Source organism: Embleya sp. NPDC025285 (assembly GCF_055558835.1).
The window spans coordinates 1-13,939 of sequence record NZ_JBVHLU010000169.1; the positions used below are offsets into that span (position 1 = coordinate 1).

A 13,939-nucleotide genomic window follows, 5' to 3' on the forward strand; every position below is an offset into this window, starting at 1 on the left:
CCCTCCTCCCCCCCCCCCCCCCCCCCCCCCCCCCCCCCCCCCCCCCCCCCCCCCCCCCCCCCCCCCCGCCCTCCCTGTCGTGGGTCCGGGGCAGGGAACGGGGGCGGTGGCCGGCACGATCGGACCGGCCATCGGGTACCGGCTCAGGTGAGGTTGCGGGGAATGCGCCAGAGCGCGAAGCCCGCGAGCAGCAGCGCGCCGCCGAGGAAGATCGCGGTCTCGGCCCACTGGAAGGTCCAGTACCGGCCGGCGGGCTGGTATTTCACGTCGAAGTGCAGGTTCTGCGCGGCCAGGCACTCGCCGGACTCGGCCAACCCGGACTTCGCGGGCTCCAGGCAGCTCTGCACTTCGGGGCCGGTGGTGGCGGGTTTGCCGTCGGCGGTGCGGATCTTGGTGGATCCGGTCAGCACCCACGCGCCGGGCATGCGGTAGTCCTCGATGCGCAGCGTCGCGCCGGTGGAGACCCGTTCGTCCGGTCCGCCGGCGTCGCCGTCCAGGATGAAGCTGCTCACCCGGGGCAGCGTGGTGCCGTTCACCGCGACCGCCGCCTCCTTCGCCGGGAGCATGTGCGGCCGCACGTACGGCATCACCACCTGCACGACGGCGAAGAGCACCAGCGTGACGGCCATGGCCGGCAGCGTGCGGCGGATCAGCAGGCCGATGGTGGTGCCCAGGACGAACGCGAAGACGGCGTAGCCGAGCGGCACGAGGTTGCGCGCGTCGAAGACGAGCGGGGTGAACCGGGTGCCCTGGAGCCGGTCGAAGGGGCGGGCCGCCCAGGTCAGCAGGGCGGAGAAGACTCCGGTGAGGATCAGCGCGGCGACGGTGATCACGGCGAGCTTGACCGCGAGCCAACGCGCACGGGTCACGCTCTGGTTCCAGACGAGTCGGTGGGTGCCGCTCTCCAGCTCGCGGGTGACCAGCGGCGCGCCCCAGAAGGTGCCCAGGACGGCGGGGACGACGATGAGCAGGGCCCCGAGGAGGGTCAGTTGCGCCTTGTAGTCGGATTCGAAGGCGTCCTTCGCGGTGGCGCAGGTGTTCAGCGCCTGGCAGCCGACGATGTGCGCGTCGTAGTCGTCGCGGATGGACAGGCCGAGGAAGACCAGGTAGATCGCCAGCACGGCCAGCGCGCCGAGCGCGATCAGGGCCTGGGTGCGAAATTGTCGCCAGGTGAGCCAGATCATCGTGGGGCCTCCGAGGTCTGGATCCGGGTGCGCGGCGCGGGCAGGCCCGCGGCGCTGTCGGCGGCCTGGGTCATGTAGGCCAGGACCATGTCCTCCAGGTCCACATGCTCGGCGGCACTGACATGGTGCGGCACCGAGCCGGAGGTCCGCACCACCAAGGTGCTTTGGCGGGCGGTGTGTTCGGCGGTGACCACGTCGATCGCCTCGGGCAGCGCGTCGAGTTCGCCGCGTGCTCCGGTCAAGCGGTAGTGGCTGGCCAGCAGTTCGTCCACCTCCCCGGCGAGTTGCACGCGCCCGGCGGCGAGCACGATCAGGTAGTCGCTGACCCGCTCCAGGTCGGAGAGCAGGTGCGAGGAGAGGATGATGCTCACGTCGATCTCGACCACGACCTCCATCAGGTTCTGGAGGAACGCGCGGCGCGCGAGCGGGTCGAGGGCGGCCACCGGTTCGTCGAAGATCAGCAACTCGGGGCGTTTGGCCGCGGCGATGGTGAGCGCGAGTTGGGCGCGCTGGCCGCCGGAGAGGCGGCCGGCCTTCTGTGCCGGGTCCAGGCCGAGTTGGCGGATCCGCTCCTCGGCCAGCCGCCGATCCCAGCGCGGGTTCAGCCGCGCCCCCATGCGCAGGTGGTCGGCGATCGTCAGGCCCGGGTAGACCGGGGTGTCCTGCGCGACGAAACCGACCCGGGCTAACTGGTCGGCGCTCGCGGCGGGTCGGTTGCCGAGCACGCTGATGGTGCCCGCGGTCGGGGCGATCAGGCCGCAGGTCAGACCCAGCAGCGTCGATTTGCCGGCCCCGTTGGGGCCGACCAGGCCGATGATGCGTCCGGAGGGCACACTCAGCGTGCAGTCGGCCAGGGCGTCGTGCCGGCCGTAGCGCTTGCCGAGTCCCTCGGTTTCCAGAACCGGAGTCATTGCCTCACCTTTCTGGTGTTCGCACGTTTTCCGTATGGGCTGCTTCGGTGGACCGCAGCGTGGTCCGGAAGGTGGTCATGAGCAGAGCCTCGATGCTGTCCGTGGTCAGGCCCGCTTCCTGGGCCCGGTCCAACCAGCTCCGCAACTCCTCGCGCAGGCTCTCGTGTGCCGCCAGCGAGCCGTCGGTGAGAGTGCGGGTGACGAAGGTGCCCACGCCCGGCCTGGGCGAGACCAGGCCCTCGTGTTCGAGCTCGCGATAGGCCTTGAGCACGGTGTTGGGGTTGATCGCGAGCTTGGAGACGACCTCCTTGACCGTCGGCAGTTGGTCGTCGACCGACAACATGCCCAGACGCAGGGCCTGTCGGACCTGATGGACCAACTGCAGGTACGGGGATACACCGGAGCGGGTGTCCAAATGGAAGTCGATCATGGTCACTCCGCTTTAACTAGGATGCTAGCACTTTAGTCTACTGTGTGTGGCGTGGCGCACACGGATTCGAACACGATCGCCCACCGGCGAAACGACGAAACGGCCGGGGTACGCCGCGACATCGCGGCGTACCCCGGCCGTTCCCGGGCGGACCGGGGCGGTGGGACGGGGGAGAGGGGCGTAGCGGTCAGGCCGGTCCCGGCGCGGAGGTCTCCGGGAGCAGGTCCGGATCCGGGACGTCCTTCCGCTCGGCGAACTGCGTGCGGTACAAGTCGGCGTAGATCCCGCCGGCCGCCAACAGGCCGTGGTGCGTGCCGCGTTCCACGATCCGACCCGCGTCCACCACCAGGATCTGGTCGGCGTCGCGGATCGTGGACAGGCGGTGCGCGATCACCAGCGAGGTCCGGCCCTTGAGCGCGGTCTCCAACGCCTGCTGGATCGCCGCCTCGGACTCCGAATCCAGGTGCGCGGTCGCCTCGTCCAGCACCACGATCGGCGGCGACTTCAGCAACAGCCGCGCCAGCGCCACCCGTTGCTTCTCGCCGCCGGAGAGCCGGTGGCCGCGGTCACCGACCACGGTGTCCAGGCCCTCGGGCAACGCGTCGATCACCTCCTGGATCCGGGCCGCCTCGCACGCGGCGACCACCTCGGCCTCGGTCGCCTCCGGGCGGGCATACAGCAGGTTCGCCCGGATCGTGTCGTGGAACAGGTGCGCGTCCTGGGTGACCACGCCGATCGTGTCCCGAAGCGAGGTCAGGGTCAGCTCGCGCAGGTCGTGCCCGCCCACCCGGACCGCGCCGCGAACCGGGTCGTACAGCCGCGGTACCAGATTGGTGATCGTGGTCTTGCCCGCGCCCGAGGAGCCGACCAGCGCGGTCATCCCGCCCTGCGGCACGGTGAAGCTCAACTCCCGCAACGTCCAGTCGTCCTGCGCCGACTCCCGCACCCGCGCGCCGGTGCTCTCCAACGAGGCCAACGAGACCTCCTCGGCGCTCGGATAGCGAAACCACACGTCGTCGAACTCCAGATCCAGGCCCGACGTGCCGTCGTCGCCCGCCGCGGGCAGGTCGTGCGCCCGCGGGTGCTCCACGATCAGCGGTTGCAGGTCCAACACCTCGAAGACCCGGTCGAAGCTCACCAGCGCGGTCATGAAACTCGCCTGAATACTGGAGAGTTGATTGATCGGCCCGTACAACCGCAACAACAGCGCGACCATCGCCACCAGCGCGCCGATCTCCAGGGTGCCGTCGATGGCCAGCCGCCCGCCGAACCCGTAGACCAGCGCGGTGGTCAGCGCGGTCAACAACGTCGCCAGGATGAAGAACAGCCGCGCGTACACGTTGGAGACCACCGCGATGTCCCGCACCCGGGCCGCCCGCCGCGCGAACGCGTCGGACTCCTCCACCGGGCGGCCGTACAGCTTGACCAGCATTGCGCCCGAGACGTTGAAGCGCTCGTTCATCATCGAGCCCATCTCGGCGTCGAGTTGCATCTCCTCCCGGGCCAGTCGTTGCATGGCCCGACCGAAGTACCGCGCGGGCACCAGGAAGATCGGGATCAGCACCAGCGCGGCCAGGGTGATCTGCCACGAGAGGTAGAACATCGCGGCCAGCACCAGTCCGACCGTCAGGAACGTGGACACCGCCTGCGTCAACAACGTCGTCACCGCCTGCTGCGCACCGATGATGTCGGTGTTCAACCGGCTGACCAGGGACCCGGTCTGGGTGCGGGTGAAGAACGCCAACGGCTGCCGCTGTACGTGCGTGAACACCTCGGTGCGCAGCTCGTAGACCAACCCCTCGCCCACCCGCCCGGAGAACCACGCCTGGCAGTAGATCGCGCCCGCGTCCACCACGGCCAACACCGCGATGGTCACGGACAACCACACCACGACGGAGAAGTCGCCCGGCCGGATGCCGTCGTCGATGACCGTCTTCAACATCAACGGACTCGCGGCCATGATGACCGCGTCCACGATCGTCGCCACCAGCGCCAACACCACCCAGTGGCGATGGCGGCCCGCGTACGGGAGCACGCGCCGGACCGTGCCCGGCGAGACCCGCTGCCGGGTGATCGAATCGTCCAGGCGCAGCGTCGGCCCCATGCCCGGGGCGGCCATCATGCTCACGGAACTTCCTCTCAGTACTTTTCGAGGAACTCGACGATCACCGAGTTGACCTCCTCGGGACGTTCCAGGTGGCCCAGATGGCCCGCGTGGGGGATCGTGACCAGGTCGCAGTCCGGGATGGCGTCGGCCACCTCTGCGGCCAGATGCACGGGCGAGATCAGATCGTCGGCGAACGCCACCACCCGACACGGCACGGTGATCCGGCCCAACTCCGCACGCCGATCCACGTCCAGGTCCACCCAGGCCTGGCCACCGGTGGAATCCGCGTCGCCGGACAACTCGAAGATCTCCAGCCACGTCGCGGCCGAGTCGTCGTCGTTCAACGTGGTCGGCGACAACATCTGGATCGCCGTGTTCAACGCGCGATAGGCGGGCGGCAGGCGGACACCGTCCTGATCCACCGCCCGCTCCGCGAGGGTCTGCGCCCGCCGGAGGGCGTCCGAACGGGCCCGCGTGGCGATGAGCACCGCACTGCGCACCGACTCCGGGTGGTGCAGCGCGAGTTCCTGTGCGATCAAAGCACCCAGGGAAAGCCCGACCAGGCGACAGGGAGCCAGATCCAACGCGTCGATCAGACCTTTGGTATCGGCCACCATGTCCTCGAGCGAATATTTCCCCGGCGGAGCATCCGAGGGCGCGATTCCCCGATTGTCGAAGACGACCGTCTCGAATCCGGCCCGATGCAGCGCGGGTGTCTGATGCATGGTCCAGACCCGACCCGCGGCGCCCGAACCCATGATGAGAAGAACACTTTCCCCGCGACCCGAGCGCTCGTAGGAAAGACGGATGCCATTGGCGTGCAGGAAAGGCATGGTCGATGAGTTCCATTCGCCGTCGGGAACGGGATGCCGCCCCCGGGCCACGCCGGCCCGAGCGTCCGCGCCCCGACCGTAGCGGGCGCCGAGGCGACCGGCTCGCCGCGATCCCGCCGCGATTCACCATGTCATCGGCAGGCCGCCGGGCTCAACGCGACCACCTGGGACGACGCCCGCGAGCGGGGCCCGCGGGTGTTCAACCGTGGCGCCGCCGCAGTTGAACGAGCGGCGCCCGATCCGCCGAACGCCCGCCCCCGATCGGCCGGTTGACATCCCCCGAGCACGCTGATGAGGATGACGGCCGGAAGCGAGGAGAATCCCGAAAAAGCCGCCCCGGCAAGGCCGGACGCCCTCGACCGGAAGGGCGGCAGCGAATCCGGTCGAGTCGGATCCGGCCGAGAATACCGTCGACGCACGGGTGAAACCGACGACGGATTCCCGAATCGGCACACGCCGCGGACCACACTCGTCTCGGCCGGTCATCACGGATCTCTATGGAGAAGTACCGACCTTCTCCCGGTCGCGGCCGCCGACATCACCTGGGGGAGAGCGAATGGCCGCAACCGCGCCTGGGCTTTGGGAACTGACGGCCGGTCAACTGGGCGTATGGTACGCGCACCAGGTGGCGCCGGAGCACACGGTCTACAACGTCGGCGAATACCTGGAAATCCACGGCGACGTGGACGTGGACCTGTTCGTGAGCGCCGTACGCCGCGTGCTCGACCAGGCCGAGACCCACCGGCTCCGCTTTCGCACCCTCGACGGCGCACCCCGCCAATACCCGGACCCGGCGGACGAGCACCCCGTGCGCGTGGTCGACGTCGGCGCCGAAGCCGACCCGCGAGCCGCCGCCGAAAACTGGATGCGCCGCGACCTGGCCCGCAGGCTCGACCCCTGCACCGACCGCCTGTTCACCTCCGTCGTGCTCACCCTGGCGCCCGGCCGGGTGTTGTGGTACCAACGCGCCCACCACCTCGTGATGGACGGCCACGCGGGGTCGCTGATCGCCGACCGGGTCGCCCGCGTCTACACCGCGCTGCTGGCCGGCCGCACCCCCGACGAACCGCCCCTGGAATCGGTCTCGGTGCTGATCGACGCCGACCGCGCCTACCGCGCCTCGGCACACTTCGAACGGGACCGGCGGTACTGGCACGACACGCTCTCGGGCCCCGCCGAGACCTCGTCCCCGGACACCCGGTACGCGCGCAGCCTGCCCAGCGCGCAGACCCGGCACAGCGCCGCGGTCGACCCGCACGACACCACCCGACTCAAGGCCGCCGCGGCCCGGCTGCGCACCAACCTCCCCGCACTGGTCATCGCCGCCGCCGCCGCGCACCAACACCGCGGCACCGGCGCGCGCGACGTGATCCTGGGCATTCCCGTCCTGGGCCGAACCGGGCGTCGCGCACTCGCCATCCCCGGCATGACCTCCAACGTGATGCCGCTGCCACTGCGACTGGACCCGCGAACCACCGTCGGTGAACTCGTCGCACAGACCTCCACCGCCGTGCTCTCCGGCCTGCGCCACCAGCGCTACCGCTACGAGGACATGCTCCGCGACCTCAACAGCGTCGACGGCGCCGCGCTGTGCGGCCTGGTCGTGAACGTGATGAGCTTCGACTACTCGATGCGCTTCGGCGACTGCCCCGCCACCGTCCGCAACCTCTCACACGGCCCGATCGTCGACCGCCAGCTCAACGTCTACGACCGATCCGCCGACACCGGCCTGGACATCGACGTCGACGTCAACCTCGACCAGCACGACCCCGAGACGGCCGGCGACCTCGCCACCCGCTTCCTGCGCATGCTGCACCGCATCGCCGCCGCCGACCCCGCCGACCCGATCGGCCGGATCGACCTGCTCGACCCGGACGAGCGGCACACGCTCACCACCCGCGGCAACGACACCACCGCCCCGGTACCGGCCCTGACCGCCACCGACATGTTCCGCGCCCGGGTCGAACACACACCGCACGCCCCCGCCGTGCTCTGCGACACCGACCGGATCGACTACGCCGAACTGGACGCCCGCGCGAACCGCCTGGCGGCCCACCTGACCGCACTGGGGGTGGGCCGCGAATCGGTGGTCGCGGTGGTCCTGGACCGAGGCGTCGACCTGATCGTCGCACTGACCGCCGTACTCAAGGCGGGCGCCGCCTACCTGCCCGTCGACCCGCGCCAACCACTCGAACGCCTCGCGTACATGCTCACCGACAGCCGCGCCTCGGTCCTGCTCGGCTCCGACGACCTCCTCGACGACCTCCCCGTCCGCGGCCTGCTCACCGTCGCCCTCGACGACCCCTCGGTCCGCACCGCGATCGACGCCCGACCCGCCGACCCGATCCCCACCCGCGCCCGGCTCGCCGACCTCGCCTACGTGATCTACACCTCGGGCTCCACCGGAAGACCCAAGGGCGTGGCCCTGACCCACGCCGGCATCGCCTCCCTGGTCACCGCCCAGGTCGACCGGCTCGACGTCACCCCGGACAGCCGGATCCTGCAATTCGCCTCCATCGGATTCGACGCCGCGACCTGGGAAATCGTGATGGCGCTATGCACCGGCGCGGCCCTGGTGGTCGCCCCGGCCAAGGAACTGCTCCCCGGCGGCGGCCTCGCCGACGTGATCACCCGACACCGCGTCACCCACGCCACGCTGCCCCCGGCGGTGCTCCCCGTCCTCGACCCCCGAGAGCTGACCTGCCTGCGCACCCTGGTCTCCGCCGGCGAGGCCCTCGGCCGCGAACAGGCGAGCCGATGGGCACCCGGCCGACGCATGATCAACGCCTACGGGCCGACCGAGACCACCGTCTGCGCGACCATGTCCCGGCCCCTGCACCCGGACACCGACCCCGACATCGGCACGCCGATCACCAACTCCCGGGTGTACGTCCTCGACCACTGCCTCGCGCCGGTCCCGATCGGGGTCACCGGCGAGCTCTACGTCGCCGGCGCCGGCCTGGCCCGGGGCTACCTGCGCCGCCCGGGGCTGACCGCCGAACGCTTCGTCGCCGACCCGTTCCGGGCCGGCGGGCGGATGTACCGCACCGGAGACCGGGTGCGCCGGACCCCCGACGGGCAACTCGCCTTCGCCGGGCGGGTCGACGAACAGATCAAGATCAGAGGCTTCCGAATCGAGCCCGCCGAGATCGAGGCGGCACTGCGGACCCATCCCCTCGTCGGCCAGGCCGTGGTGATCGCCCGGGAGAGCGAATCCGGCGACCGGCGACTGCTGGGCTACGTGGTCGGCCCGGAGTCCTCGGGCGAGGCCCACGGCGGCGCCGTCGACACGGTCGCCGGCCTCGATGTGTGGGGTGACGGCGCCACGGCCGAGGCGCTGCGCCGGTACCTGGTCGAGCGACTGCCGGAGTACATGGTGCCCACGGCGATCGTGCCGCTGCCCGCGTTCCCGCTGACCGTCAGCGGCAAGATCGACCGAAGCGCGCTGCCCGACCCGCGCCGGCACACGGCCGTCGACAGGTCGACCACCCCGGAAGAGGACATCCTCCGCGGGATCTTCGCCGACGTCCTGGACCTGGCGGCGGTGGGACCGGACGCCAACTTCTTCGAACTCGGCGGCCACTCGCTGCTCGCCGCCCGACTGATCTCCCGCGTCCGCGCACTGCTGGGCGTCGACCTGGAGATGCGCGAGCTGTTCCGCACCTCCACCCCCGCCGGCCTCGCCGCCCACCTGTCCGGCACGATCACCGGCTCGACCCGGAACCGGCCCGTGCTCGCCGCGCGGCCTCGCCCCGGCCGGATCCCGCTGTCCTTCGCACAACAACGACTCTGGTTCCTGGCCCAGTTGGAAGGGCGCGGCACCACCTACAACGCACCGATCATCCTGCGGCTGTCCGGAGATCCGGACCCGGCGGCGCTGTCCGCCGCGCTGCGCGACGTGCTGGAGCGGCACGAGGTGCTGCGCACGGTGCTTCCGGCCGAGGACGGCCGTCCGTACCAGCGGATCCTGCCGACGGACGAGGTGGGGTGGAGCCTGTCGACGATTCACCTCCCGGAGGACGAGCTTGCCTCGGCCGTACAACGCGCGGCGACGCACGCGTTCGACCTCGCGGTGGAACCCCCGTTTCGAGCCTGGCTGTTCGCGGGCGATGGTGAGACTCCCGACGCCGGAGCCGAGGCCCGGACCGGTTCCGATTCCGGTCCCGCCTCCACCCTCGGACTCGGCGCGTACGTGCTGGTCGTGGTGGTGCACCACATCGCCGCCGACGGCTGGTCGATGGGACCGCTCGGCCGCGACATCTCGACCGCGTACACGGCCCGGCGGGCGAACCGGGCGCCGAACTGGGCGCCGTTGCCGGTGCAGTACGCGGACTACGCGCTGTGGCAGCGGGAGTTCCTCGGCTCGGAGGACGATCCGGACAGCCCGATCCGGGCCCAGATCGACCACTGGCGCACGGCCCTGGCCGGCGCCCCCGAGGAGTTGGCCCTGCCCGCCGACCGCACCCGGCCCGCCGTGGCCGGCCATCTCGGGCACAGCGTCCCGCTCGACGTGCCCGCGGACCTGCACCGCGCGCTGGTGGAACTGGCCCGGGCCGAGGGCGTGACCGTCTACATGGTGCTCCAGGCGGCCCTGGCCCTGCTGCTGTCCCGTCTGGGCGCCGGTACGGACATCCCGATCGGCTCGGCGGTCGCCGGCCGTACCGACGAGACGCTGGACCCCCTGATCGGTTGCTTCGTCAACACGCTCGTCGTGCGCACCGACCTCACCGGCGACCCCGAATTCACCGAACTGCTGGCCCGGGTCCGACGCACCACCCTGGGCGCCTTCGCCCACCAGGACGTGCCCTTCGAGCGACTCGTCGAAGAACTCGCCCCCACCCGGTCCACGGCCCGACACCCGCTCTTCCAGGTCGTGCTGACGATGCAGGAAAGCGTCGAAACGGTTCTGGAACTGCCCGACGTCACCGTCGAGTTGTTGCCGGAAGAACGCCCCGGGGTGAAGTTCGACCTCGACGTCATGGTGGCCGAGACCTTCGACGAGCAGGCCCAACCCGCCGGACTCACCGGGTCGGTGACCGCCGCCGTCGACCTGTTCGACGCGGATTCGGCCCGTACCATCGCGGAGCGCTGGGTCCGGGTGCTGCGCGCGGTGACCGAAACCCCCGACATCCGGGCCGGCCGGGTGAACCTGCTCGACCAGGCCGAGCGGACCCGCGTGCTGGCCGAGTGGAACGACACCACGCTCCACGTCCCGCACCACACCATCGCGCAACTCTTCCGCGCCCAGGCGGCACGTACCCCCGGCGCCCCGGCGGTGACCTGCGGCGAAACGCACACCTCGTACGCCGAACTGCGCGAGCACGCCGACCGGGTGGCCCGATACCTGCTCGGATCCGGCGTCGGACCGGAGTCGGTGGTGGGCCTGTGCCTGCCCCAGGGCCTCGCGATGACCTCGGCGATCCTGGGCGTGTGGCAGGCCGGCGCCGCGTACGTCCCGATCGACGCCCGCCAACCGGTGGACCGGATCGCCTTCCTGCTCACGGACAGCCGGGCCGTGCTGCTGATCGCCACCGAAGAGGTCCTGGACGACCTCCCGGCAGGCAAGGTGCGCATGGTCTCGATGGACGACCTGACCACCGGCCCGGGCACGGCGGACCCCGTACCGGATCCGGTGCTCGATCCGGCCGGACTGGCCTACGTGATCTACACGTCCGGTTCGACCGGCACACCCAAGGGCGTCGCGGTCACCCACGGTGCGCTGGCCAACTACGTGACCTCGGTGCCCGCACGCATCGGCCTCGGCACACCGGGAGCCCGCTACGCGCTGCTGCAGTCCCAGGTCACCGACCTGGGCAATACGACCGTGTTCACCTCCCTGGTCAGCGGCGGCCACCTGCACATCCTCGACGCCGACACCGTGCTCGACCCCCAAGCCGTGACCGACTACCTGGCCGAACACCGGATCGATCACGTCAAGGCCGTACCCTCCCACCTGGCCGCGCTCGCCGAACGCGGCGGCCCGGCCGCCGTACTGCCCGCCCGCACCCTGATCCTGGGTGGTGAGGCGGCCCCGGCGCCGTGGGTACGCGACCTGCTGCACGCGGCCGGCGACCGCGCCGTGTTCAACCACTACGGGCCGACCGAGACCACTATCGGCGTCACCACCACCCGGCTGACCGCCGAGATGGTCGAGCACGGCGTGGTCCCGATCGGCACCCCCATCGGCAACACCCGGGCCTACGTCCTCGACGACGCCCTGAACCCGGTGCCGATCGGGGTGACCGGCGAACTCCACATCGCCGGCGCCGGCCTCGCGCGCGGCTACACGAACCGACCCGGGCTGACCGGTGAGCGCTTCGTGGCCTGCCCGTTCGGCACGGGTGAGCGCATGTACCGCACCGGCGACCGAGCCCGTTGGACCCCGGACGGACGACTCGCCTTCGCGGGTCGGGCCGACGACCAGGTCAAGATCAGAGGCTTCCGGATCGAACCCGCCGAGATCCGGGCCACCATCCTCACCCACCCCCTGGTCGCCCAGGCCGCGGTGATCGCCCGTGAGGACGCACCGGGCGGCCCCCGTCTGATCGCCTACCTCGTCCTCGACGCGAACCGCGACGACGAGGAACCGGTCGACACGGTACGGGCGTTCCTGGCCCGACGGCTGCCCGAGCAGATGCTTCCCTCGGCCCTGGTCGTCCTGGACGCACTGCCCCTCACCGGCAACGGCAAGCTCGACCGCGACGCGCTGCCTGCGCCGGAACCCGGTGCCGCCGAATCGACCGGACGCGGGCCCGCCAACCCGCGGGAGGAAATCCTGTGCGGCGTCTTCGCCGACATCCTCGGCCTGGACGCGGTGGGCGTGGACGACAACTTCTTCGAACTGGGCGGCCACTCGCTCCTGGCCACCCGACTCATCTCCCGGGCCCGCTCCGCGCTGGGCGTGGAACTCGAGGTCCGAGCCCTGTTCGAGACACCGACCCCGGCGGGCCTCGCCACCGCGCTCGCCGGCGCCGATCCGGCCCGAACGGCCCTGGCCGCCCGGAGCCGCCCGGAGCGCATCCCGCTCTCCTACGCCCAGCAACGGCTGTGGTTCCTCGACCAGTTGGACGGCCCCGACCCGACCTACAACATCCCGGTGGTCGCCCGCCTGACGGGCGACCCGGACCGTACGGCCCTGCGCGCGGCGCTGCGTGACGTGATCGCCCGGCACGAGGTGCTGCGCACCGTGTTCACCGTCGTGGACGGCGAGCCGTACCAGGAGATTCCGGGCTCCGACGAGGTCGCATGGCAGCCGACCTTCGTCGACGTCGCGGCGGACGACGTGGTGGCCGAGGTGGCCCGAATGGCGACGTGCACCTTCGACCTGACGACCGAGCCGCCGATCCGGGTGTGGCTGCTGTCCGTGAACGCCCGCGAACACGTCCTGGTGGTGGTGCTCCACCACATCGCGGGAGACGGCTGGTCCTGGGGACCCCTGGGCCGGGACATCGCGCTGGCCTACGCGGACCGACGCGCGGGACGGGCGCCCGAGTGGGCGGCGCCGTTGCCGGCCCAGTACGCCGACTACGCGCTGTGGCAGCGGGAGTTGCTCGGCACGGCCGACAATCCGGACAGTGTGCTTGCGCGACAGGTGGGTTTCTGGCGCGAGGCACTGGCGGGCGTCCCGGAGGAGCTCGAACTGCCGGTCGACCGCCCGCGTCCGGCGGTGGCGAGCCGCGCCGGCCACAGCGTCCCAGTCGAGGTTTCGAGCGAACTACACGGCCGATTGGTCGAGTTGGCGCGGTCCGAAGGCGTCACGGTGTTCATGGTGCTTCAGGCGGCGTTGGCGGTGTTGTTGTCGCGGTTGGGTGCCGGGACGGATATCCCGATCGGGTCGGCCGTGGCGGGGAGGACGGACGAAGGGCTGGACGAGCTGGTCGGGTGTTTCGTCAACACGCTCGTGTTGCGCACCGACCTGTCCGGCGATCCGGCCTTCCGGGACGTGCTGGGCCGCGTTCGCGAGACGGGCCTGGCGGCGTTCGGGAATCAGGATGTGCCGTTCGAGCGGTTGGTGGAGGAGTTGGCGCCGGCGCGGTCGTTGGCGCGGCATCCGCTGTTCCAGGTGATGTTGACGCTGCAGAACGCCGGTCGGGCCGGGTTGGAGCTCGACGGTCTGGACGTCGAGACGGTCTCGGGAATCAAGCCGGCGTCGAAGTTCGACCTGGAACTGAGCCTCGCGGAGATCGTGGACGAGCGTGGTCGCGCGATCGGTCTTTCGGGGGGTCTGACCGGCGCCGCCGATCTGTTCGACGCGGACTCGGTGGCGGAGATCGCCGAGCGGCTGGTCCGGGTACTGCGGACGGTCGCCGCTGCGCCGGACACTCGGCTCGCCGCGGTCGATGTGCTCACCGACGATGAGCGGTCTCGGGTGTTGGTGGGGTGGAACGACACCGCTGTGGATCGGGATTCGGTTTCGGTTGTGGGGTTGTTCGAGGCTCGGGTGGTGGCGTCGCCGGGTGCGGTGGCGGTGGTGT

General features: G+C 70.9%; 6 protein-coding genes. 1 reads left to right on the forward strand and 5 read right to left on the reverse strand.

The features are described from left to right. Nucleotides 1-143: 143 nt before the first annotated feature. The 5 genes from ACZ4FV_RS49380 to ACZ4FV_RS49400 form a co-directional block, all read right to left on the reverse strand. The gene (locus ACZ4FV_RS49380) at nt 144-1,184 is read right to left on the reverse strand and encodes an ABC-2 transporter permease (RefSeq protein WP_395867996.1); all 1,041 of its coding nucleotides are present in this window, start codon (nt 1,182-1,184) and stop codon (nt 144-146) included. Further along, entirely contained in the window at nt 1,181-2,095 is a 915-nt protein-coding gene (locus ACZ4FV_RS49385) for an ABC transporter ATP-binding protein (protein ID WP_465327865.1), read from the reverse strand. The genes ACZ4FV_RS49380 and ACZ4FV_RS49385 overlap by 4 nt, the downstream gene beginning before the upstream one ends. A 4-nt stretch (nt 2,096-2,099) precedes the next feature. Continuing rightward, a complete protein-coding gene (locus ACZ4FV_RS49390; RefSeq protein WP_395867992.1) occupies nt 2,100-2,525 on the reverse strand; it encodes a GntR family transcriptional regulator in 426 nt (141 codons plus the stop codon). Between the two features lie 187 nt (nt 2,526-2,712). Then, entirely contained in the window at nt 2,713-4,647 is a 1,935-nt protein-coding gene (locus tag ACZ4FV_RS49395; RefSeq protein ID WP_402230296.1) for an ABC transporter ATP-binding protein, read from the reverse strand. 17 nt (nt 4,648-4,664) lie between these two features. After that, a complete protein-coding gene (locus tag ACZ4FV_RS49400) occupies nt 4,665-5,357 on the reverse strand; it encodes an alpha/beta fold hydrolase (RefSeq protein ID WP_465327867.1) in 693 nt (230 codons plus the stop codon). Between the two features lie 664 nt (nt 5,358-6,021). Here ACZ4FV_RS49400 and ACZ4FV_RS49405 point away from each other — a divergent pair. Then, a partial coding sequence (locus tag ACZ4FV_RS49405) for an amino acid adenylation domain-containing protein (protein ID WP_465327869.1) occupies nt 6,022-13,939 on the forward strand: 7,918 nt, incomplete at its 3' end.